17 protein-coding genes and 1 pseudogene are annotated in these 23,696 nt (G+C 36.4%); 7 read left to right on the top strand and 11 right to left on the bottom strand.

The window, feature by feature from the left end; genetic code table 11:
• Positions 1 to 404: 404 nt before the first annotated feature.
• The 3 genes from ACFSTH_RS01065 to ACFSTH_RS01055 all read right to left on the bottom strand — a co-directional run bounded on the left by ACFSTH_RS01065 (position 405) and on the right by ACFSTH_RS01055 (position 7,596).
• Positions 405 to 5,261, bottom strand: a complete 4,857-nt coding sequence (locus ACFSTH_RS01065; protein ID WP_377769272.1) for an S-layer homology domain-containing protein — start codon at positions 5,259 to 5,261, stop codon at positions 405 to 407.
• A 360-nt stretch (positions 5,262 to 5,621) separates the two neighbouring features.
• On the bottom strand, positions 5,622 to 6,140 hold the full coding sequence (locus tag ACFSTH_RS01060) for a thioredoxin domain-containing protein (RefSeq protein WP_377769273.1): 519 nt from the start codon (positions 6,138 to 6,140) through the stop codon (positions 5,622 to 5,624).
• Positions 6,141 to 6,414: 274 nt separating this feature from the next.
• Positions 6,415 to 7,596 (bottom strand): multidrug effflux MFS transporter, encoded by a 1,182-nt coding sequence (locus ACFSTH_RS01055; RefSeq protein ID WP_377769274.1) that lies wholly within the window; start codon positions 7,594 to 7,596, stop codon positions 6,415 to 6,417.
• Between the two features lie 256 nt (positions 7,597 to 7,852).
• Between ACFSTH_RS01055 and ACFSTH_RS01050 the strand changes: the two genes are divergently transcribed.
• On the top strand, positions 7,853 to 9,454 hold the full coding sequence (locus ACFSTH_RS01050) for an alkaline phosphatase family protein (protein ID WP_377769275.1): 1,602 nt from the start codon (positions 7,853 to 7,855) through the stop codon (positions 9,452 to 9,454).
• 132 nt (positions 9,455 to 9,586) lie between these two features.
• Here ACFSTH_RS01050 and ACFSTH_RS01045 read toward each other — a convergent pair whose 3' ends face one another.
• Positions 9,587 to 9,985 (bottom strand): hypothetical protein, encoded by a 399-nt coding sequence (locus ACFSTH_RS01045; protein ID WP_377769276.1) that lies wholly within the window; start codon positions 9,983 to 9,985, stop codon positions 9,587 to 9,589.
• 377 nt (positions 9,986 to 10,362) lie between these two features.
• On the opposite strand from ACFSTH_RS01045, the pseudogene ACFSTH_RS01040 reads away from it, so the two are divergent.
• The 3 genes and pseudogenes from ACFSTH_RS01040 to ACFSTH_RS01030 all read left to right on the top strand — a co-directional run bounded on the left by ACFSTH_RS01040 (position 10,363) and on the right by ACFSTH_RS01030 (position 12,228).
• Positions 10,363 to 11,217 (top strand): annotated as a pseudogene (locus ACFSTH_RS01040) (ABC transporter ATP-binding protein).
• A complete protein-coding gene (locus ACFSTH_RS01035; protein ID WP_377769277.1) occupies positions 11,210 to 11,863 on the top strand; it encodes an ABC-2 transporter permease in 654 nt (217 codons plus the stop codon). The pseudogene ACFSTH_RS01040 and the gene ACFSTH_RS01035 overlap by 8 nt, the downstream one beginning before the upstream one ends.
• Positions 11,863 to 12,228, top strand: coding sequence for a GntR family transcriptional regulator (locus ACFSTH_RS01030; protein WP_377769278.1), 366 nt, complete (start codon positions 11,863 to 11,865; stop codon positions 12,226 to 12,228). Before ACFSTH_RS01035 ends, ACFSTH_RS01030 begins: the two co-directional genes overlap by 1 nt.
• 73 nt (positions 12,229 to 12,301) lie before the next feature.
• Here ACFSTH_RS01030 and ACFSTH_RS01025 read toward each other — a convergent pair whose 3' ends face one another.
• Both ACFSTH_RS01025 and ACFSTH_RS01020 read right to left on the bottom strand, forming a co-directional pair.
• The gene (locus ACFSTH_RS01025) at positions 12,302 to 14,203 is read right to left on the bottom strand and encodes a DUF2339 domain-containing protein (protein ID WP_377769279.1); all 1,902 of its coding nucleotides are present in this window, start codon (positions 14,201 to 14,203) and stop codon (positions 12,302 to 12,304) included.
• Between the two features lie 80 nt (positions 14,204 to 14,283).
• Positions 14,284 to 15,054 (bottom strand): APH(3') family aminoglycoside O-phosphotransferase, encoded by a 771-nt coding sequence (locus tag ACFSTH_RS01020; RefSeq protein WP_377769280.1) that lies wholly within the window; start codon positions 15,052 to 15,054, stop codon positions 14,284 to 14,286.
• 413 nt (positions 15,055 to 15,467) lie between these two features.
• Here ACFSTH_RS01020 and ACFSTH_RS01015 point away from each other — a divergent pair, with 413 nt between their 5' ends.
• The 3 genes from ACFSTH_RS01015 (at position 15,468) to ACFSTH_RS01005 (ending at position 18,895) form a co-directional block, all read left to right on the top strand.
• On the top strand, positions 15,468 to 16,154 hold the full coding sequence (locus tag ACFSTH_RS01015) for a response regulator transcription factor (protein WP_377769334.1): 687 nt from the start codon (positions 15,468 to 15,470) through the stop codon (positions 16,152 to 16,154).
• A complete protein-coding gene (locus tag ACFSTH_RS01010) occupies positions 16,151 to 17,656 on the top strand; it encodes a sensor histidine kinase (protein WP_377769281.1) in 1,506 nt (501 codons plus the stop codon). The genes ACFSTH_RS01015 and ACFSTH_RS01010 overlap by 4 nt, the downstream gene beginning before the upstream one ends.
• 66 nt (positions 17,657 to 17,722) lie before the next feature.
• Positions 17,723 to 18,895, top strand: a complete 1,173-nt coding sequence (locus ACFSTH_RS01005) for a hypothetical protein (RefSeq protein ID WP_377769282.1) — start codon at positions 17,723 to 17,725, stop codon at positions 18,893 to 18,895.
• Positions 18,896 to 19,003: 108 nt separating this feature from the next.
• Here the strand turns inward: ACFSTH_RS01005 and ACFSTH_RS01000 are convergent, their stop codons facing one another.
• From ACFSTH_RS01000 to ACFSTH_RS00980, 5 genes are all read right to left on the bottom strand, one after another.
• Positions 19,004 to 19,702 (bottom strand): transglutaminase-like domain-containing protein, encoded by a 699-nt coding sequence (locus ACFSTH_RS01000; protein WP_377769283.1) that lies wholly within the window; start codon positions 19,700 to 19,702, stop codon positions 19,004 to 19,006.
• Positions 19,703 to 19,731: 29 nt separating this feature from the next.
• A complete protein-coding gene (locus ACFSTH_RS00995; protein WP_377769284.1) occupies positions 19,732 to 20,496 on the bottom strand; it encodes a helix-turn-helix domain-containing protein in 765 nt (254 codons plus the stop codon).
• A gap of 407 nt (positions 20,497 to 20,903) precedes the next feature.
• On the bottom strand, positions 20,904 to 22,736 hold the full coding sequence (locus tag ACFSTH_RS00990) for a DUF4365 domain-containing protein (protein ID WP_377769285.1): 1,833 nt from the start codon (positions 22,734 to 22,736) through the stop codon (positions 20,904 to 20,906).
• Positions 22,737 to 23,211: 475 nt separating this feature from the next.
• Positions 23,212 to 23,454, bottom strand: coding sequence for a glutaredoxin family protein (locus tag ACFSTH_RS00985; RefSeq protein WP_377769286.1), 243 nt, complete (start codon positions 23,452 to 23,454; stop codon positions 23,212 to 23,214).
• A gap of 36 nt (positions 23,455 to 23,490) precedes the next feature.
• Complete coding sequence (locus ACFSTH_RS00980; protein WP_377769287.1) at positions 23,491 to 23,694, bottom strand: heavy-metal-associated domain-containing protein; 204 nt, start codon at positions 23,692 to 23,694, stop codon at positions 23,491 to 23,493.
• Positions 23,695 to 23,696: the final 2 nt, after the last annotated feature.

The following is a 23,696-nucleotide window of genomic DNA, read 5'->3' as shown; positions in this document are numbered from 1 at the left end:
AATGTGATAATCGCATAACAACCATACTGATACCGTTTTCATAATATCATCTAACTATTGTCGAATATAGTGCATTTTTTGTCTAATTATATCCTTTTTTTTTGTTATATGAATTTAATCACTCAAAAAATTGGTAATATGTTTTGTTTTTATAATTTTCTTTATTTTATCAGCCAAAAAAAGGTAATTATAATTTCTGCTTATAATACAATGATAAGACTTCCCGTCAATGCTAATCGCATTAATTAGCCATCCCTCTCCATTACGGCTCCATTAATAATAGTAGCTTAAGAGTGTAGCATTAAGAAACAAGAAGCACAAACCACACCCAGGTTTATGCTTCTAAAATTATTATACTTTTATTCAGAAATTCAGTGGGAATCTCTTTTTCTATACATGTTTCTTTACATACGTAGAAGCATCACTATAGCTTCCGCTCTAGTTGCAGCTACATTTGGTACAAACTGATTTTGTCCTTTTCCTTTGATTAGTTCGTATTGTGCTGCTATTGCAACATATGGCTTAGCCCAGTCTGCAATTTCCTTATCATCGGCAAATGGTGTTGTTACATGATCTACAGTCACATCGGATAGTTGAAGTGCTTGAACGATCAACTTCGCCATTTCTGCTCGACTAATCTCTGCTTTTGGACGGAAGCTTCCATCCGTATAACCATTTACTATTCCCAGTTGTACCGCTTCAGCAATTGCATCTTTCGACCAATCACTTATTTCTTTAGCGTCTGTAAATTGGGTTGCCTTAGTTGTCACTTGCTTCTCTACTTGTAAAGTACGCATGAGCATGACAACAAATTCTTCACGAGTTACAACAGCATTCGGTTTTATCGTTAGATTCGTATAGCCTTTAATCATCCCTTTTTGTACTGCTTGCATGATTGCTTCTTGTGCCCAATGACCTGCTAAATCACTAAATTCCGGCATTGGCAACTCTGGATCTGTTGGCTTCGTTGGCGTTTCATTTTCTCCATCTTTATCATCCGTATCTTCTTCAATAGGAGTAGGCTTCACTTCCGGATTATATGGAGGATATGCTCCACCACCACCGTTACTACTTGTAGATTGACCACTGATTACGATAACCAACTTACCAGCTACGTTCGACCCATCAGTTGCAGTCGCAGTAACAGTTACTGTACCATTTGATTTTGCAGTGAGTTTACCATCTGCACTTATCGTAGCTCGGTTAGTATCTGAAACTGTCCATTTCACTTCTTTTTTCGTTGCGTTATTAGGTGTTACGTTCGCTGTTAGTTGTAGTGTGCCATCTTTAGTCGTTATTTCTTTTACATCATTTGCACTAGAAATAACTACTTCTGTCACTTTTACATCTTCTGACACTTGTTCTTGACCACTGATTACGATAACCAACTTACCAGCTACGTTTGACCCATCAGTTGCAGTCGCTGTAACTGTTATCGTGCCATTCGCTTTGGCAGTAAGTTTACCATCTGCACTTATCGTAGCTAGATCAGTATCTGAAACTGTCCATTTCACTTCTTTTTTCGTTGCGTTATCAGGTGCTACGTTCGCTGTTAATTGTAGTGTGCCACCTTTAGTGGTTATTTCTTTTACATCATTTACACTCGTCACCGTAATGGATTTAACCTCAACTTCTCCCGGTTGGTTCTCATCCACTACTTTCAGATTTGGCATTACTTCACGCTTTGCAGCTGTAGCAAACATCGCCTGTGTAATTTCCACATTTTCACTATCTTCAGCTAGTACATTTAATTTAATCATTGGTTCATTTGCAACTATTGCTTCGTTTGCCATTAGTACCAAATGCACTTTACCATTAGATCTATCTTCGTGAAGTAGCTCGATACCATCCATCAATTCAATGGAATCAACTTTCATCGATTGTGTATCAATTAATATATCCAAAGCTTCAATATAAGCACCAGCTTTTTCAATACCATCAACCATTACCTCTAAACTTGTAACTTTTTCCTTTTTATTATCGTAAACTTTGCTTAATATTAAATCGGGCATGTCCTCTTTATTCAACTTTGCTTGAGGCATGAACATACCATCGATTACTTGTGCATCGCCGTGCTTAGCATCGAATCCTAATGCCGTTAAAATAGTAGCTGGCAAATCACGAGTTGCCCCACCTGTTAATATTTTTTCTTCGCCAGTTTTCGAATCATTTTCCACCGTTCTTCCATTGGCAGCAACAAACACCGTTTTAGCTAAAACCGTATTTTGACCATGATCTCGTTCTCTTCCTAGAGTTCCATCCTCTTTTTCCTCACCACCGCCGTGGTCTGTTACCAAAACAATCAACGTATCTTCAAGTAATTCGTTAACTTTTAGCGTATCGTAAATTTTTCCGACCTGTTTATCCATGTTTGTAAGTTCTTCATAGTATTCTTTTGTATAAAACCCTTTGCTATGACCAACTCCGTCCATTGCGTCTAATTGGAAAAACATTAGCGAACTATCGTACGCCTTACCAGCTTTAACATACTCCTCAAATAATTCTATAGTTTTATCATCACTATCAATTCCACTATAATTTTCAACACCAACAGATGGCTCATAGTGCCCATAAATAATATTTTTCCATGTAGCAAAGACAGCAAGTTTACTAGATGGTAGTTCATCTCTTAATTTTTTCAAAATAGATGGGTATGCCCAATCTTCTTTATAACGATATATTGTTGTCATATCATTATCAATCCGATGTTTTTCATAACCTACACCATTTAACATAGAACCCCAGTTTGGTGAAGAAGATGTTGGTACGGTCGCTTGAGCCGTATAACTAGCCGCGCCACTTTCAATAATGCCGCGTATATTAGGTATATTTAACCGTTTTCCAACAGCTTCTTTTTGCGCACCTGACCAGTCCCAATAAGGCGCATTTTGATGCACAGAAACTCCCACACCATCAATACCAATAACAACAACACGCTTATATGGTTTATAAGTTAGTTCTGCAGCAATGTTTTTCAACTCATCTGTTGTCCAACCTTGTACTTTTCCAGCGACAATATCACTAATTGTAATATGACCATCTTTGTTCCGATCACTCTTAGCCTTAGGATGAATAGTCACCTGAATATCTTTCGTCAAAAGTTCACCTGCTATTTCATGCGAGTTAGCATAAAACTTCGCATTGTTGACCGTAATATCTGAAGTTCCTGCTTCAGCAATAACTGTGAATTTCAATTCAGAAATGGTAGATTGAGCAAACTCTAATTCGTTTTGATTATTGTATGTCGAATGTCCCTTTAACTCTAAACTTAACGTACCTGTTTCTTTATTGTTCTTCAAATTTTCTGCATTTGATGCTTCAATAAACTCAAAACTAGCTGGATCATAGCTTATTTCTACATCAATCTTATCAATGTATTGTTCCGTGTATAGAGATCTAAGATCTAGTTGATATCGTAAATCAGTACCCTCAACAGCATGCTTAGCACCAATCAAACTAAGCTTTGCTTGGAAACTATCGGCGTTGGTAATAGCTGATTCTTTCTCGTAATCACGTTTTAAATCTTCTAGTGAGATCGCTTTTCTCATTATTTTGAAATTGTCTAACATGAATCTATTTACTTGGTTGTAATCGCCGGTACCATCACTACCAATGTTTGTATCCAATCCACTATCAATCGTCCCTGAACTTCCTTCCAGAGATACTTTCTCTATATGTTCGCCATCCTTATAAAGATGAGCATAGCCCTCAGAGCGATTATGAACAATCGCGATATGATGCCAATTACCATCTGCAACTTCAGTAATCTGATAATCTGCTCTAGCTCCATACTCTGTCTTATAATTCCATTTCAAACTAGAACCTACTAGAGCAACTGCATAGCCTCTATTATCTCCATTGCCCCAATCTTTATTGGAAACTATTACGGGATCACCTTCAACAGGGTCAGACTTTATCCAAAATGCGATTGTAAAATCAGTATTATCGCCAAATTGCAAATTTTCTGGCTTACCTAGTTTTAAATAATGGTGATAACTCCAATCTGGCCATTGCCAGTCAAGCCACTTCCAATGACTATCTAGCACTACGCTATTTCCAATCTTACCTTTTTCCACCCATGGATTTCCTACTGTACCCACTTCAAGTTTATTAGGTGAATAGTCTTGCATATCCATATCGAATGGCAAGTATAGTGCATAGTCTGATGAAGCATATTGACGAATGTTGATAGTATAAATCGTCTTACTTCCAGAAGCTTCCACGATGATCTTAACAACGTTATTTCCAACAGTTATTTGCTCTGCGCCAATGACATCTACATTTGCGGTTTCATTTACCTTTTCAAATGTAATTTGTGGTACATCTAATCTACTCTCCACGTCATATTCAAACTCATATTCATATTTCAACGGATCAAAGTTCTCAATTGATTTCCCATCTATTTGTATGTCCTTCAGTTTCGAATCTAACAAATTAATAGCAGCAAGTTCCGTAGCAACTTGTTCTGTTGTAACAGTTTGTTTCAAAATTTTAAACTCATCTAGTAGAAATGTATTTACTTGGTTATAATCACCAGTACCATCACTACCAATGTTTATACTTAATTCTGTATCAATGGAGCCTTTATCTACTTCAATAGACGTGTTACTCACGTTACTTCCATCTTTATAAAAATCAACAATACCATTTTTACGATCATGGGAGATTGCAATATGATGCCAATTACCATCTGCTACATTAGAAATTTGGTGTTCTGTTCCCTCTCCATACTCCGTGTTATAATTCCATTTCAGGTTAGAACCTACAAGTGCTATTGCGTAACCTGTATTATTTCCATCACTCCAATCTTTATTGGAAATGATTACAGGATCTCCGCTTACAGGATCAGACTTTATCCAAAATGCGATTGTAAAATCAGTTTCTACGCCAAATTGTAACTTCTCTGGATTACCAAGCTTTAAGTAATCCTGATAATTTGTTTCATCCCACCTACCATTGACCCAAGTCCACTTACTACTTAAATGAGCGCCCTTTCCTACTTTACCTGTTTCAAGATAAGGTTGCCCTTTTGCTTCTACTTGCAATGGATTCGATGAATAATCTTTCATATCCGTATCGAAAGGCAAATACAAAGCGTAATCAAACTTATTTGTTTCCGCAACTTCCGAAGCTTCTTCTCCTATTATCGACTGGGCTGCATGAATAATAGAATTTGCATTATTGCCAGTTTGATAACCAAAAGGAAATAATGTAAGCGCTAATAGAAATGCCGTCGTTAATGAAGTTACCCTTTTAAACATTGTCGCACTACCTCCAAAATAAATAGATTTTAGATCACACTATTATTATGATTTAGTTGCTAAATACAATGGATAATAGTTATCATGTGAGTTATTTCATTTTGCCATACTTATGACTGGTCTAATTATAATAATATTTATAACTTCTTGTCCTTTTCATGGGCATATAGCCACCATCCATAATTTGTGTGGTAATATATTTGTTTTTTGGTAAATTTATTTGATTGAATAAACTTTTTTTGTACAACTACGATTAATGTTTGTGCCCAATCACTTTTTTCAAAACAACGAAAACTGCCCAACAGTCAGTATTCATTGACGTAATGGACAGCCCAATCGATGGCTAATACTATATTAGTCTTACACAGCTAACACTTGCTCTATTTTATCCTTTAATTGTTGCGCATTAATTTCAATAGGGTACTGGAACTCTTTGTCATTTATAAAGACGGTCGGTACCATTTTCACTTGACGTTGAATCGCTTCTTCTATAATGTTCAAACTGAAGTCAATGTTATCTGGTTGCTCTTGTAGCTGGTACACATCGATTAACATTTTTTTAATAGAATCGCTATCTGATTCACTCCACTGCCTTTGCGTTGCAAATAATTGTTTTATAATCTCATACACACGCGGTGGATCCTGATAGTCTAAAAAGCTATTAACTAATGTGCCATATAAAAGCATTTCACGCGGTTTGTCATAATGTTTGATCACATATTGCACTTGCCCTTTTTCTATATATGGTATTAAGATTTCATCTGCTACTTGAAAAATAGTTGCGCAATAAGGACAGGATAAATTTAAAAACACTTCCACTTTTACAGGCGCACGCTCATCCCCATAACTTAAAAACGCATTTATAACTCGTTTACTCATTTGCTATTCTCCTTCTACCGTCTCTTATTTACCATTGTAATCTATAGGATAGTATCCCTATTTGTTTTGTCAACATTAAACATTATTGGATGACTGCGTTCATTTATGTGCTGAATTATTTAAAATTATAGTTATTGAAACAGCTCCAAGTTGTTTAATTTGACTATTAAAAATACAAAAACCACCTATCGCTTAGTTTTAGATAGGTGGTTTTGATGAGTTTACTAGTAAATTAGTGCAACTTTTTCAAAGCATCGCGACAATATTCCATGTATCACATTTTTTTATAAAGTAAAGGTAAGCTTATTAACAACATAATAATCCCTATTGTTAAAAAATATAATGGCATCGCAAGGACTGTTCCGTTATGAAAAACACTCATACCATAGATTATAACGCTGACGAGTAAATAATAACCTAAACTAAATATCGCACCCGCCGAACCAATGACGTCTTGAAAGTCAATGAGCGCTAAGCTTAAACAGTTTGGTAAAGCAGTACCTGTACCAAATAAAATAATGAACACACTAGCAATCATCGTTGGCATTTGTAATAAAATCGGTAAATAATGTACCGTTGTAGCAAGCAAAGTACCGACAAGCATAATGGCTATCCCTTGTACGATAATCTTCTCAGGTTTTGTGCGGCTAACGAGTCTTTTTGATAACATCGCACCTGCGATAGAAGCGAGGGCTACGATAATACCTAAAAAACCATACATCGCACTTGTTAATGTAAAGTATTGTGTAAATATAAATGGCGCTTCCGTATAGTAACTAAACAAAACACCGTTAATACCGCCAATTAATATGCCGTAGCGCCATAAACGCATATTTGTAATCATACGTTTCACAATTGGTAGTAGAGGCGTCAACTCGACTGTCGTAAAAACTGTTTTAGGCAACCGTAAAAACGTATAACAAAATATAATTACGCTTATAACAACTAATACCCAAAATACAACTTTAAAACCAAAATAAAAGTCAGTAACACCACCGATTAATGGACCAATGGCAGGTGTGAAGGCGAGGGCAGCTGAAATTTGCGCAAACAATTTATGACGCTCAATGCCAGAATAGCTTTCACGTAAAATCGTTTGTGTCACGATAGAACCAACACTTGCACCAAACGCTTGAATAAAACGTGCAACTAATAAAACCGCCATTTCATTTGCTACTAAACAAAGTACGTTACCAACAAAATATAAAAACAGCCCATAAAGCATTGCCTTGCGACGACCGATTCTATCGGATAAACGCCCAAAGAAAAATACTCCTAGTGCAAAAGCGACAAAGTACACACTCATCGTAAGCTGTGCATTACTTATAGATGTATTGAATGCTTCTGCGAGAGAAGGTATGGATGGGCTAAAAATAGTTTCACTAATTTGTGGAAAGCCTACTAGTACAATCAGTAATAATAAGCTAGGTGTTTTGTTTCCGATGTTCTTCTTCAAAATAATTCTCTCCTAGATAATTATTGGTTTGAAAGAAAAACATCGTAGCTTGGGAAATGGTGGCTTCACGAGTTTGATTCTTTCTAAATCACTCATGAATTCACTTCCTTCTAAATTAAAATACGTAAGAAATTATACCATACAAAGAGATAAAACAGTGTTACATAAAATTGTTCAAATAGGGTAACTTAACTTCAGATTATAATTTAGGAGAGTTGGCATTTTTGCTCAAAAAATTTCAAGGACGGGGATTAATTTGCGAACAAAAGTAAATCGATTTTTACTGATAATATTAATAATTACCATTTCCTTCGGATGCCAAAAGCAGGATTCAAAACCGAATGAACAGGATTTATTACATATAAAATCCATCAAGGGAGAAGATTCAAAAAAAGTCATCTTATTAGTAATTGACTCTTTAATGACTCAAGCGATTGATAGAGGTATCCAACAAAAAGAGCTTCCTACGTTTCAATTTCTAACTGATCATGGCCAATATTATAAGGACATAGTTAGCTCTTTTCCTACGATGTCCGTAACGATCGACAGTTCACTACTTACTGGAGCATATCCGAATGAACATCGTGTGCCTGGTCTCACTTGGTATTCCAAGAACGAAAAGAGAGTTATTAATTACGGAACCGGACCAATGGAAATCTTCAAACATGGAATCAATTCGGTCTTGGAGGATGCATTAATCAACTTGAACGGCAAACATCTGAATCAACAATTACCCACCATCTTCGAAGACTTGGCTCAACATGGACTTAAATCCGGTTCCATTAACGGTTTGATTTATCGGGGAACCATGGATCACAAGCTATCGATTCCTCCTTGGGTGCAAGTTCCTACCTCTTTAACAAAAGATATTCAAGTAAAAGGACCAGATTACTTCGCTTTGGGAGCATTGTCCAATCCCCTTCAAAACATTAAAAATCTGCCTGACGGTCTAACCCATCGTTTCGGATTAAATAATTCATATTCCATTGAAACAGTCAAACATTTAATAACAACAAAACAATTACCCGATTTTTTATTTGTTTATTTACCAGATTTGGATCAGAAACTTCATAAAAAAGGTCCTTCTGATTTAAATGGAGTCAAAAAAGTGGATCGTCAGCTTAATTCATTATTAAAAACATTCGGTTCACTGGAAGAAGCGTTAAACAAAGCGATTATTATAATCGTAGGGGATAGTGGAATGACTCAAATTTTGCCTGCCGAAGAGAATCCGGTTATCGATCTGCCCTCCTTTTTTGGGGACTACCATGTTCTGCGTCCGGGAGAAACCGTTTCTCAAGAAACAGATATCATCCTCGCTGTAAATGAAACCATGGCATATGTTTATAATCTTCAAACGGGCAAATCACTAAGAGACATTGCCGACCTATTAAAAGTTGATCCGCGTATCGATATCATTTCATGGAAAGAAATGGATTGGATTTACGCAGTCCAGGGAAAAACAGCTAAAGAGCTAAAGTTTAAAGCTAACGGAAAAATAATCGATCCTTATAAACAAACTTGGACAATTGAACAAGATTACGAGATGTTGGATTTAAAGATCAATACGAATCATACATTGGATTACGGTCAATACCCGGATGTATTACAACGCTTGTCTGGAGCTTTGAATTCTCACCCAGGGGAATTTTTGATAGTTACCGCAAAGCCAGGCTATGAATTGGCAGACAGAAGTTCACCCACGCACAAGGGGGGCGGAGGTCACGGATCTATTGGTCAAGAAGTATCGCTAATTCCCCTAATCATTTCCGGAACGGATCAAAAACCGCAATACTTGCGCATCATTGATTTAAAATCTTATTTACTTAAGCTATTGCTAAAAAAACATGAGGAATAGACCAAATAAAGGTCGAATTAACGAAACAACCAGTTACCAATTAAACATTGACAACTGGTTGTTTCTAACTTAAATGATTTTGCAGACATCCATTAGAGATATAACATAACATCTTACTTTCGCTTTATATCTTCAGCTAAAATTTTTAAATTTTATTGCATTCGCCACAGCAAAGTTTTGAACATACTCATCAAAATTATCTGGAAAGAAACGAGTGATTTTCCACCTGAAACCTTTATTTAACCGGATTAATACTACTTTTCTATAGAAGCCTTCTCTTTTAACTGCAATAAATTTAACATTATCCGCTGTTACCGTTCTACGCATTACTTTCAGTCCAAATAAATACGTTGTAAAGGACATCTGATGATCCCCCACATCAAAGATATACTTAATATTAGTAAGAAGGATAAAGACAATAGCAAAAATTAATAGAAGTACACTCTTGTTTATCATATATCCTACCAACGAAATAACGAAAAATAATACATTATGTAATTTGGGTTCCACAGCTTTAAATTGCATCATCATCCCTCCCCTCGTTGTAAATAACGTAGATTCTCAAGGGCTAGCACATTTCATACCCACTACTATAATACCACACTTCTGACAAATAATAACACTTGATTGGTGGACATACCTTTATTTTTTCCTTTTACTCACGTATCCCATTCGCTCAGCAATACCCTTCAAACTGAGGGAGTAGATCTGTAGATACCTGTTGCTGAGCGAATGGGATACGCTTATAAAGAGTAGAAACAATAGGTCCAGCTTTCGTGCTTTTAGATGTGTCATAAATTTCCAATAATTGGATAAAGGCGGTTTGAAAAAAATTGTTGACATCAAAATATTTTTGGTGATATATTGTGTATGCACAACATACACAGTTTTGAAATGGAGGAAACACTGTGCCGGCATTAATTATCAAAAATTTAAATAAAAAATATGATCATTTTCATTTGAAAGACGTATAGTTTCAATTGGAGAAAGGTTATATTATGGGATTTATCGGAGCCAATGGTGCGGGAAAAACAACCACCATCAAATCCATTTTGAATCTGATACGTAAGGATAGCGGCGAGATTGATATTTTAGGAAAAAACATGGCCGAGCATGAAGTTGAATTAAAACAAGAGATTGGCTCTGCATTTGGAGACATTAGCTTTTATACGCGCAATAAAATCAAAACGTTAACGAATGTGATCAAAAGGTTTTATTCGAATTGGGATGATGAAACCTATTACAAGTATTTAAAAAAATTTAACTTAGTTGAAGACAAAAAAATAGCTGAATTATCCACCGGCATGAAAGTAAAATACAGCTTGGCCCTTGCCTTATCACACGGCGCAAAGCTTCTTATTCTGGATGAACCAACCAGCGGACTTGATCCAGTTGCGAGAGACAATCTGCTGGATATTTTTCGGGAGTTGGTACAAGATGGCGAGATAAGCATCCTGTTTTCAACTCATATCACATCTGACTTAGAAAAATGTGCAGATTATATTACCTATATCCATAATGGTCAAATTATCAACAGTGCCGAAAAGGAAGAATTTATCGATACGTATCGCTTGTTAAATGGTAAGAAAGAGCAATTGGATTTGGTGAAAAACCAACTAATCGCCTACAAAATAAATTCCTTTGGATTCACAGGCTTGATCCATACAAAAGACTTTGATCCTTCATCAGATATTAAATCATCCGTACCGAATATTGAGGAGATAATGATCTATTTCTCAAAAAAGGAGGATGTGTATGTATAACTTATTAATAAAAGAATTAAAACTAGGCGTAAATCCTTTCTTTTATATTATGCCTTTTTTGACAGGCGCCTTAATGCTAATTCCGGGTTGGATATATTTCCTTGTCATCCTTTACTTTTGTTTTCTTACGGTGCCGAACATGTCTGCAGGCTACAAAACCCAAAACGACTTAATATTTTCAAATATCCTGCCTGTAACCAAAAAAGACATTGTAAAAGCAAGGGTGTACGTTATTATAATTCTAGAAGTAATGCATATGGTTGTAGCTATGATCTATGGTATGATAACGCTACGTCTGTATCCGAATATGAAATATCTCTTCTTTCCGCCCTCTTTTGGTTTTTGGGGACTCTGTTTCGTCATGCTGGCAATTTTCAACATCATCTTTATATCTATGTATTACAAGACGGCGTATAAATACGGTGCGGCAACGGTAGTATCCATTACAGCTGCTATGCTGTTTGCCGGAGGCGCAGAATGGCTTAGTATACAAAATTCGTACTTGTATAATCTTTTCAAAGGAACTGGTGTTGACAATTTAGTCATTCAACTATCCATCCTAATCACTGGCATCATAATATTTGCGATATTTACGATAATCGCTTATCATATTGCCAAAAAACGATTTCAGAAAGTAGAAGTTTAATGAACATTGCAATTTCTAACACAACTGATAAACCCATTTATCAGCAAATTTTCGAACAAATCAGCGCACAAATTCTCAAAGGGGAACTAAAAAACGGGTTTAGTTTGCCACCCATACGACAAGCAGCTACGGAGCTTCGTGTTAGTATCATAACCGTCAAAAAAGCATGGGAAGAGCTCGAACGACTTGGTTTGATATACACCGTAACTGGTAAAGGATGTTTTGTAGCTGATCTCTCACCCAAGAAGATACTTAATAAACGCAAGGAAATGCTCCTGAAGCAGATGGTGATTGATACTTCCTATTATAAATCCTTTGGTCTCACATTAGATGAAGTTTATGAGCTTTTGAAGGAAATTTATTGAATATGTAGAAACAAACAGAATAAAGCAGGGGGACATTCTTTTGCTTTACATTAGTAAAGGAACGCTTTCCTCTTTATTCACTTTTCGCTCCGCCATCATTCCCAGCATACAGTAGACGAGAGACGATAATTCCAACTGCACCTAGTACGATAAACATAATTGCTCGAATAGCTAACGAAAGATCAGGCAGATCTACTATAATAACTTTCATCAACACAACGAACAAAAAGAACATTCCTGCTAATCTCGCTTTTGCTTGTTTAAAGATCATTCCGATAGCAATCGAACCAAGTCCATAAATTAACCAAGCACCCGATACTATAAAATGTTGCGTATCTTGGTTTAGCCTTTCAGATAGCAGACTAACGATAACCGTTAAAAACACTAGACCAAACAACGCCTCAAACCAAATTAAAAATGACACCAATCTATTACTTTCCTGAAAATGACTAGAGGTTGCTAGTTGTTCTGTATCAGACAATGCAGCATACTTGCTAGCTATAGCTTGTTTCCATACAATATAAATGACAGGGGTAGCTAACAATATAAATAGCCAACCTAATGTTTCTCTCGAAAAAACCATAAGCGGTGGATCACCAACGATAGCGAGACCAGATAAAAGTGTAATCACTATTCCTAGAAATTTTTGTAGTCCATATTTTAACCGTATACCGATAACTAAAGCCAGTACTCCTTCGACAAACAATATGAGGTTTGCATACTCTACACCGCCCCAACGAAACCCTAGTAGGACAGCTGCTAAAGTAACAATTACGACGCTTATATCGATCCAATTCCGTTGTTGCACTTTGTCTTCCACATTCGCAATCGCTACGAACTTGGTGAAATACAATATTACACCGCTATAAATAATTAGTCCTGCCAGCAATACATATGCGTACACATCATGTGCATGACCGTAGTATAATACATACGTCCACCCAACTAATTTTATAAAAGATAGAAACTGCAATAATTGATAGTTACTATCCAACTGTTTACGAATAATATACTGTATAAGTAGAACAATATGTTGTGCGATAACTGTCACAAAAACAATCGTATGATTACTAGTATTGTCAAACAAGAGCGTCATCATTAAAGAAAAATAAAGCATACCAAAAGCAAACCAATATGCTACTTTATACTGAAAATGAGCCGATACCAGTAACATCAAAATAGAAAATAGTAAAGAATAAAAGATAATTATAAAACCATTGAACGTCACTTGTTCCACTAAAAAGGGCATCAAATAGCCTGACAATATAGCTATAACAACAAGTGTTTGTGAGCGCCATTTTATAGAGGAAAACAAAATTAACCCCAACACTATAAGATAAAGGCTAATCGCTATTGGAGACGATATAAAGCCGTACAATAAATGTGCTGCCGAAACTGACAGTAACAATACACCATGCGATCCACCGAGTAATACTTTACCTATACCTGATCGTTGTTTCTTTATTTGATGTACACCTGAGAAATACATGCCAATACCGAGCAAAATTCCTAATATACACCGAACCTCTTCAGACAAATATCCATTTGCCACAATAGCTAAAAAACCCCATAACACACCCAGCAGCAGTACAATAATAAATACTCGCGGCAACCACACTCGTGCTAGCAAATGTTCCAAACTTTTATTTTCCTCAAGGTTACTTTTCATCGTTTCTGTTTTTTTCGCTGACTCAAAAATTGGTAGTTCATATTTCTGCGCTGAAGAGTATGGTGTGTCAGATACTAGCGGTGGTGGTTTCCTATGCGGTAATTGTTGTGATTGCGATGATTGAGGTTGTTTTAGCTGTTCTGATTGTTGCTCCAACACTCCACTTGTGGATAGATCAGTTGTAGCCACGCTTGATGCTGACTTATAATCGATTTGTTTTTCCCGTAACTCCGTAACTTCTCTCTCTAAGGAAAGAATCCGTTTCTCAAGCTGACTTACACGATCTTGCCAGTTATCTTGCTCCAATACGATATCGCCTCCTCATCCACGGTTCCACTATTGCCTTCATTATAGCGCATCTCTCTCCAATTTATGGAGTTATTTTGCTAAAACAATTCATCAAGTAGTATGTAGTAGTTGATCTTTTCCCAATTGGGTTCTAGTTGTAGTGCTGCAAACAATTGATCTATGTACGAAGGATTTTTCCCGAAATTGTGTGCTATGCTTCTCACACAAAGGGCGATATCTTGCCATTTATCGGCGATACCTGCCCATCCCAAATCGATAAATCCACTAATGTTATTGTCGTTAATAAAAATATTAGGTAAGCAATAATCTCCATGAGAAAACACCATTTGTTCAATTGGCTGATGAGCAATTAACCAGTCCAACAAAGCTTGCGGATTAGCAAACCCCTCTGCTCCATAAGTCGTTTCTTCCGCATCTTCCATCGTACATAATTGTTGTTCCACTCGTGCAGCGGCTTTTTTCAATTTGTAAGCTAAACTATTATCTATTGGACAATCGGTTATAGATACCGACCACAGTAATTTTAATCCCGCCGCAAGTAGCTCGATTGTCTGCTCTGGCTGTCGTAATTGGATAGGATCGCAAGTCATCATCCCTGGTACTCTCGACATTAATAAATAGTTAGTGTCAGCCACTTTTTCAGTGACTATCAGCTGTGGTACAGGTAGTTTCCCTTGCAACCACTCTATCATTAGTAGCTCGTTATTAGATTCTTCATTCGCCTGCTCTATTTTCAAAACGACATCAGTAAATAACCGTACTTGAGCTTCTGACATCCCAATTGTATCAAGCTCATAAACTTGCTTGCTAATCCAGTGCTTTATTCGTTCAGGTAACATTATTAGCATCCGCTCCCGCTCCTCCATATGCATTTATCCTCTGATATCACTCCATTTTAATTTGAAAATCTGAATACCATTATAGTATCGCCAACTATCCAATTCAGTTTTTCCTCAAAATGATTACCGAATTTACTACCATTGTTTAACATCATTATACGTGCAATCACGAACTGAGGTATAGTCTATCACAATTTAAAAACAGTCCTAATCGAAATAATTTTCTTCTTTGCAAATCCGATAGTTAAAGTCCCCTCCACCAGTAAACCGAGACCATGCCTTACCAATTGGAGTCAGTCTCAAGTTTGCCCAAGACGCCGAAGCATTCTTTTGAAAATTAGTCTCGTTCATATTATGGCAATAACTGTATGCTATAATGAGGAATTAGATTTATAGATTGGGAGTGAGGGAATGCTGTGCAAATGCAGAAAAAATTGCTTGTCATCGAGGATGACGAGGCAATACGGGATTTATTAACCTATGCGCTTAGAAATGAAGGCTACTATGTTGCAGGTGCCGGTACAGGAAAAAGCGGGCTGCGGATGCTCGAGCAATTTGAGCCGGATGTTTTGCTGCTTGATGTCATGTTGCCGGACATTAGTGGTTTCGATATTTGTAGAGAAGTTTCTGAAAAATATGCAATGCCCATTTTAATGCTTACTGCACGAACGGATATGGTAGATAAGCTTATTGGCTTAGAGCTTGGCGCAGATGATTATGTAACGAAGCCATTTGAGCTCAGAGAAGTAACTGCCCGAATTAAAGCTTTGCTACGACGCAAGGAAAAAGCAGAGCATCGTAAAGGGAATGTGCGCGAGCAGTTAGTTGATGGTGTAGAGTTAGATAAGAAAGGATATGCGGTTTATAAGGATGGAAAGGAAATCAAGCTTAAACCGAAAGAATTTGAGCTGCTACTGCTTTTTTATGAATATCCAGGGCGAGTCTTCTCTCGGGAAGAGATTGTTGATCGAGTATGGGAGATGGATTATGACGGTGATTTGCGGACAGTCGATGTTCATGTCCAGCGTATTCGTAAGAAACTTGACATAGCATTAATAGAAACGGTATTCGGTATCGGCTATCGCATGGGCGAGCGTGGAGTAGGATGAAAAGTATATCGCTGCCTATCCATTGGAAATTTACGATTGGTTTCATACTCCTCTTTTCGCTTGCCACCGGCTGTCTCTACTATTATATGTCTCATGTTATGGAAAAGCAGACAAAACTAACGATTCAGGAAGATATGAAAAAACTTCAGCTTTATACGTATGACTTTATTCAGCAATATACCCTTATACATCAAGGAAAAGAAGCAGCAAATGAGCGGATTACGCCCTTGCTCCAAGCGCTTAACCGGAGCACCGGTCATTCGGCCGCTTATTTTGACAAGGACGGTCATCTTTCTGGTAAAACATTGCAGTCAACAAACGTAAGCCTAAGATTAGATAGCAAATCAGCGAGTATTTTTATGCATCATTTGGAAGAGGATCAAGCATTGAGCTTGCAGAATAAGTCTATCGTTACTATCGTTCAGGATGGTCGTAAACATCTCGTACTGTTAACACTGCCTTATTATGTGGAAGACCAGTATGAAGGTATGTTTCGGATGGTGAGCGATTATTCCAGCCACTATACACACAACGACGCAATACTCAAGAGCCTTGCTTGGTTTTTGGCCGTTCTTTTCATTATCGTCCCACTATTTTCATATTTATTATCAATAAAAATAACCCGTCCTCTCCTTATGCTTTCACGGGTAATCAGACGTTTTGGCGAAGGCAAACAGGAGAATGGAACACTGCCACTCAATCAGAAGGATGAAGTAGGCCAATTAGCACAAAACTTTCAAAGGATGAAGGAACAAATAGAAAAACAAATGGAGCATCTTACAGAAGAACGTAATAAAGTGATCGAGCTTGAGCAAAACAAGCGGCGTCTTTATCAACATATTACACATGAATTAAAAACACCCCTCACCTCTATATCTGGTTATGCACAAATTATCGGTGAGCCAGGATTTCATGATGCTATTTTTTTAGAGCGCGCCGCTACTCGAATTAAGGTGGAAAGCGACCGGCTGCATACGATGGTTGTACAAGTGCTTGAACTTGCTCGTCAGGAAGAAGGAGAAAACAGGCAAACAGTCTTGCTGTTTGATTTAGGTGCTCAGCTCAAAGCTTGCTGCGAGGATATGGAAATAAAAGCATCTCGTTATAATATGAAGCTGCAATGTGATGTGCAGGATATATTTATTAACGGACAAGAAGAAGAGCTACGCCGTGTATGGGTGAATTTGCTTGATAACGCAATAAGATATGGAGCCGCACGAACCGCTATTGCGATTAAGATGGAATGTACAGAGAAGCACATCATCGTACAAGTAAGGAATAAGCAGGAACAGGATCATAAGGCTAATGTAGCTTTAATCTTTGAACCTTTCTATAGAGAAAATAATTCACTCGCCAAAGAGCAGGGTAGCATTGGACTTGGACTAGCCATTTGTCGATCAATTGTAGAGCATCATGCAGGGACGATACAATTTCGTCAAGATGATAGAAGCGTTATTGTTCAGGTACAGCTCCCACTTGGTCATAAGTTGGCAACAAACTAGACTAGTTTGGACATATCTCCAGGTTATAGTAGTTGTAAGAAACGATCAGAAAGGGTGTCAGTAGGTATGATAATATCAGCAACTACTCAGGGTAGTAACCAGAATAGAAAAAAACTAAAATTAGGCTTCGCTTTACTTGCAACAGCTATCATTATTGGTGGATGTTCTTCCTTTGGAGCACCAGCTCCAAAAACCGATTCATTTGTGTTAAGTGAGGATGTACAACAGGAAGTCCGTAATATGGAACCGCCTATTATTGAAGGACAGCTGCTGCCGCTAAGTGAAGAGTTAGATTACGATAATATTATGTCGATCCATAATGATAAGCTATTGTTTAATAAGACACAAGGCTTCTATATGGTTAACATAGAAAGTGGCAACAACCAGCAGCCTGTAAAATTATTGGACGAACCAGTAGTTGCTGTTTCTAAAGATGGAAAAAAAGCGTTATATGGAACAGCAGCAGACGTTTATATTCTCGATATTGACAGCGGTGAGAGCAACAAGATAAAGACTAGCAGTGAAATGAATGAGCGACAGGCCAAAAAGAGTGATTACTCCCCTATGTACTTTGCAGATGCACAGGGACGTTATATTGTCAGTACAATAAAAATTGGTGTAATCGCAGTTACAGATACCGTAACGGATAAAGTTTATACAATTAAGCTAGCAGATTATTTAAAGTCGGAATCCTTTGGGTACAACAACGACTTTAAAGTATATGAAAATGAGTTATATATGTTTGCAAGCGTTTCTCCCGAGGAATTTAGTAGCTTAATAAAAATAAATTTAGAGGAGCTTCGATCCGAGAAAGTAATTCAAGAGATGGAATTTAACCGTTTTGAGTTGCTCTCTGATGGTACAATACTGTTAGATGGGCAAATGGGAAATGAGGACGGCCTGTTCCTGTACAACCCAGCTGCAAAATCGTTTACGACTGTAGTAAGCGTTCCTGTCGATCCAGATCGTTCATATTATGCTTTTAGCTTATCGCTTGACGAGAAGCATATTCTAATTGATAATTTTAGAAATGATACAGTAGAGATTGCAGAGTTCAAGGAAGGCAAACTACTGAATAAGAAAGTTGTGCTAAAAGGCTATATGCTGCCCGCCATAGTCGATCTTATGACGAGTTGGGATATGGATAGAAATCAACTATATATTAAGTTGGCTATGTTTGATGGAAGCATATCATCTAATACCGTTAGTAATATTATGAAACTTTCGACAAACGAGTAAGCAGTTGGAATGGTGATTTGGAGCTGTGGTAGCCTGCCAATTGGCATTATGCCGCAGCTCCTTTTTTATATGAACAAACTAAAGAATCTCCATTTTGTTATATAGTAATCATCCTTGCCTTATTCGGTTAACATTTCGATTCATTAGGTGGCGAACGACTTGGCGATAAATGAATTGCCTGATTGGGCTTAATTCTTGTTGGTGAGTGGAGAAGAACGCATCAGGACTATCAAAAATACCAAAGTCTTGTACGATTCCTTCTTTTTGCACATAGGTGTCGTTTTCGTTCCAATAAATTGCCGGATTTTGAAAATCGTTTGTAGCTACACCGTAACCGCAAAAGGAACCTGACTGCTGATCAAACTTCTGCTGTAGCTTAGTAAGATAGGAAACATCCAGTATAAACCCTTCAATATTCAACCACTTCTCATCATATAATACTTCCACCCAGCTATGGATAATTTCCTCTGGCGACAGCTGGTAATACCACCCTGTTAGCGCACCTTTTTGCAATTTTTTATCAATCGTAAATCCATGCATGCGACAAGGTATGTCCACCGCTCGGAGCAGTGCCATAAAAAGAATCCCTTTCGTATTACATTGACCGTAGCCATCTTGCAGCACTTCCGATGCTTTTATCTCATCAGCTCGATTATAACCAAATAAAATTTCATCCCGCACGTAATTATATATGGCAAGTATTTGTTCTTTTTTCGGCATCCGATCCCATTTACGATTATGAATTAATTGCTGCACTTGTGAATACGAATAATTTAACAATGCGGTTTCTTGTACATATACTTTCATCAGAAACACCTCCTGCATCGAGTATACAATTAACGGAAGCAGGAAACTTGCAAAAAGACGCTATCTTTACGAATATCACGCGCTGTCATTCCCAATAGTTTTTTACTCGTTGTCGCCAAATGGGACGGGCTATCAAATCCAGCCGACATCGCTGCCTCTGTAATGCTGAGCCCTTGAAAAATATAATAAACCGCCTTTTGTAGTTTGTGTAGTACGATATATCCACTTAGCGAAATACCAGTATTTTCTTTAAATAGATGAGATAATCTGCTGTTCGACAACCCTATTTTCTGAGCATAGAGACTAACCGAATGGTCAGCATCTGAACAATCTTTGAGCAGCGTAATAAACGCTTTAATTCTATCATCAACAATAGTAGTATCAATAAACTCAACACCCAAAATCGCCAACATTTGCATCAAAAAAGTACTGTAACTCGCCGAATCTGTCACGTGAACATATTCTTTCTGCACATGCTCACGGACTTTCATTATTGTTGTAGGTGAAAGCAAAGCATACTTTTGATCGTTGATGTGTCGTTTAAAGCTTACCGCTAAGCTAGAGGTACTATCTATAAGAAGGAGCAACAGTGGATAACCCGAACCTGAAAGACGATGAACGACATTCGAGTTAATAATAATACCTGTACAGCCGAAGCGTTGCCCCGCTACATCCATTACACACTCCTTCTCCAAAGCTATCGTCAGCTGTAAAAAAGAGTGCTGATGTTCTTCTGCATCAATCGTATTGGATATAACCAACAAATGATCGTCCGCTCCAAACACATTCATCATCCACTCGCTCCTTCCTAATTCGAAAATCTAAATACTAATCTGTTGTTATCATCTCTCCATTCCATTGCTTCCTCAAAATTCCCCTTTGTATAATTCAATATAGTTTTTATTCAGCTCGCTAAGATTTGTGATCAGTTCCCATTTACCTGAAAAACTGCAAACCCTGCGAGACGATTATCAACTACTATTAAAAAAGATATAAAAAATTAGGTTACTTCCATCAAATATGTTGCACATCAAACTGATCTTGTAATGTTTTGAAGTTTGAATTGTCCTCAAAGATACCTTGTTTATTTGGTGTATGTCCTGGACCAAGTCCATAGTCTTCAATTAATCAAATTAATTTCTTATTTATTTTACAATCTTAATGTCCATCTTAAATCGTTCCTATTAATTTGCATTCAATTTCAATTGTCTACTTGATTCCAGAATTTATAAATAGGATATTTTATAAAGCTTTTTTGTAATTCCTCATCCATTTTTAAAAAACTTTTTTCTGCTTCTGATCGATTTTCAAGCAAAAGAAGTGCTCCTGTAATTATATCGTCTCCCTTAGAGGCATCTCCTGCTACTGTATAAAGCTGCTTATGTTCACCTGAATTGAATTTACGCTCTCTACGAACAACTTGTAAATAATTGAGCAAATTTAATTCATAAGAATGTTTTTTATCATCATCATCTAATATCCATTTCGCTAGTTTTTTCGCTGCATTGAGTAACCTAGAGTTCTTTATACTACTTTCATCATATGCTAATAACATCATTAGCAGATCATTTGTTGCTTTTTCGAATATTTCTTCATTTTCGTTTTTTAATGATTGATATGACGGTAGTATAGCATCATAATTTATATTAGATACTTTTAAATATCCTTCTTTTTGTAAAATAGAATATTCTGATGTTTTTAACTTTTCCCCATCTATTGTTTCATAACCTAGAGTAATACCTGAAGAAAAATAGTCTTGAATAATAAATGTATGATATGAATCTAGGTATTTCTCAAATATGAGTAGTAATGTTATATTAGCAATGCTAACATAACCTATTCTAGGTAAATTCGGTTTTAAGTTTGACACCGGCTTTCTATCAGCAAAAGCAATAACTAGATTGTAAAATTGACGATACTCTTGATCAGTCATTTCTTCTAAATTAATATCCTCTTTTACATGTAGTGTATCAAGCGCTAGTATCATTTTAAAATAATATTCAAGTGACTCTTTCTGCTCCTTTATATTAATTTTCCTAATTTCATCATCATTTAAATCAAATGGAATTCTTATCCCATCTACAAAAAATGATTTCCTAGTAATTAAATCAACAAAAAATTCTAAATCTTTTGTACGCTTTCGAAGCATCGACGCAGGCTTATAGCGAAATTTAACTATTCCTAGATTTTCATTTACTTCTATAAATAAACTATCTCCAATTTGGATGAGTGTATTTTCTAATGACTTAATTCTTAAAAATTGATTATAATATTTTTTTTCATTTATTGATATCACAGCTGTTTCTACTTCCTTTATAATAGGGTCAATGGGTAATTCATCAATTGGAAGTAGAATATCACTCCCCTTTAACATTGCATATACATATACTTCATTTTCCAAAATAGCTCTATGAATTTCATTTCTTGTTACTCCGTATCCATAACCTGAAACAGTAAGCGACAGCTCCGTCAACTTGTCGAGTTTACTTAGATCATCAAAAGAAAATACATTCGATTTAGAAAAACTAATTTGTTTTTTACCATCATTAAAAAAATTCAAAAAGATATTAGCCTTTCTAAGGCTATCATTTGGAAATTCTATTAATTTAAGATTTTTTGTTTTTTGTATTCTATTGCTATCTATGTTACTTCTCTCTATTTCCCCTAAATACAACTTTAGCTTTACAGGAGTTAACGTTTGATAATATATTTTGGTTCTATTCCCATTTTCATTAATATAAACAACAAAATAAACTACTCCTCCGTCGTTAAGGTAATTTTTCATATCAATAATGTTAACTGGATATGATATTTCTGATTTAGACAAATCATTATTAACAGTACCTTTAACCTGTACCGGAACTCTCCCTGTTAATTGATTCTTTTTTTTGTTCTTGGCATTATATATATAAACAAATCCATCCCAAGATGGCTCTTTATCGTTATCAGCTATATATTGATCTAGGTAATCAGAAACAACAATACTATCACGAACAGCACTGATTGATATAGTTTCAATAGCTTTTGTATTCATTGTAACTTACCCCCAATTTTTTTTATTATAAAAATCAGAAATATACTCTTCCTATTAATTTTAACAGTATTTTCAAATATATGCACAATAATAACGTATTTACTTTTCACCTATTACAACAATAAGCTTCATATCAATCTTTCATTTTTAAATTTAACGTACTTGGATTACTGCATATTCAAAATAAAAGAGTTCATATGCAAGCTAAATTGAAATTGCCAATTAAAAATAGTCCCAATCGCGAAGATAATCGCTGATTAGGACTATTTTATGTGTGATATAAGAAATTAAATTATTCATTAGATGCTGTAATAGTCAGTTAGAAACTCTGTATACGGAATAAGATTAATAAAAAGTTCATCTGTTGTTAAACCAACGTTCAGTCCGAATTTGATATGCAATTCGATCTGCCGCGTACCCTTGCGCCACAAGTGGAGATATCGTCGGTCGTAACTAATTCAACTACAATGAAAACTTAACCTTGTAACAACTTTTGAATATCTGTTAAGTTCTCAGCAAAACCAACAAATACTTCCCCATTAATGACAATGGTTGGTACGACTTGTTTGCCTGTTAACTTCCAAACTTCTTCTGGATAAGCAGGATTTTCTGCACAATTTAAGTCCTCATATGGAACATTATTTTCTGTGAAATAACGTTTTGCATAGTTGCAATCGCTACAGGTTGGGATTGTATAAATTTTTACCGGTTCATTCATAGTTAGTCCATACCTCCCTCGCTCATTAGCTAATTATTATGCCTCGACATTGTATCCTTTATTACGGATGGCTTCCTCTATTTCAGAAATTTGAACTTTCGATTCGTCAAATTTAACTTCAACTGCACCTTGCTCCATATTCACACTGCCTTCCGCACCGATTTCGCTGATAGCTCCTTCAATTTTCGAAATACACGAGCGGCAAGTCATGCCTTTTACTTTCACTGTTGCTTCTTGCATTA

The organism is Paenibacillus yanchengensis, from assembly GCF_042684845.1.
Taxonomy (GTDB): Bacteria; Bacillota; Bacilli; order Paenibacillales; family Paenibacillaceae; genus Pristimantibacillus; species Pristimantibacillus yanchengensis.
Note: the sequence above shows the minus strand (reverse complement) of the source record. Positions and strands in the feature narration are given on the sequence as shown.

What these genes read in the sequence shown, in the direction of transcription:
- ACFSTH_RS01065 (WP_377769272.1), bottom strand. Translation starts at nt 5,261, where the DNA reads ATGTTTAAAAGGGTAACTTCATTAACGACGGCATTTCTATTAGCGCTT.
- ACFSTH_RS01060 (WP_377769273.1), bottom strand. Translation starts at nt 6,140, where the DNA reads ATGAGTAAACGAGTTATAAATGCGTTTTTAAGTTATGGGGATGAGCGT.
- ACFSTH_RS01045 (WP_377769276.1), bottom strand. Translation starts at nt 9,985, where the DNA reads ATGATGATGCAATTTAAAGCTGTGGAACCCAAATTACATAATGTATTA.
- ACFSTH_RS01035 (WP_377769277.1), top strand. Translation starts at nt 11,210, where the DNA reads ATGTATAACTTATTAATAAAAGAATTAAAACTAGGCGTAAATCCTTTC.
- ACFSTH_RS01030 (WP_377769278.1), top strand. Translation starts at nt 11,863, where the DNA reads ATGAACATTGCAATTTCTAACACAACTGATAAACCCATTTATCAGCAA.
- ACFSTH_RS01020 (WP_377769280.1), bottom strand. Translation starts at nt 15,054, where the DNA reads ATGCTAATAATGTTACCTGAACGAATAAAGCACTGGATTAGCAAGCAA.
- ACFSTH_RS01015 (WP_377769334.1), top strand. Translation starts at nt 15,468, where the DNA reads ATGCAGAAAAAATTGCTTGTCATCGAGGATGACGAGGCAATACGGGAT.
- ACFSTH_RS01010 (WP_377769281.1), top strand. Translation starts at nt 16,151, where the DNA reads ATGAAAAGTATATCGCTGCCTATCCATTGGAAATTTACGATTGGTTTC.
- ACFSTH_RS01005 (WP_377769282.1), top strand. Translation starts at nt 17,723, where the DNA reads ATGATAATATCAGCAACTACTCAGGGTAGTAACCAGAATAGAAAAAAA.
- ACFSTH_RS01000 (WP_377769283.1), bottom strand. Translation starts at nt 19,702, where the DNA reads ATGAAAGTATATGTACAAGAAACCGCATTGTTAAATTATTCGTATTCA.
- ACFSTH_RS00995 (WP_377769284.1), bottom strand. Translation starts at nt 20,496, where the DNA reads ATGATGAATGTGTTTGGAGCGGACGATCATTTGTTGGTTATATCCAAT.
- ACFSTH_RS00990 (WP_377769285.1), bottom strand. Translation starts at nt 22,736, where the DNA reads ATGAATACAAAAGCTATTGAAACTATATCAATCAGTGCTGTTCGTGAT.
- ACFSTH_RS00985 (WP_377769286.1), bottom strand. Translation starts at nt 23,454, where the DNA reads ATGAATGAACCGGTAAAAATTTATACAATCCCAACCTGTAGCGATTGC.
- ACFSTH_RS00980 (WP_377769287.1), bottom strand. Translation starts at nt 23,694, where the DNA reads ATGCAAGAAGCAACAGTGAAAGTAAAAGGCATGACTTGCCGCTCGTGT.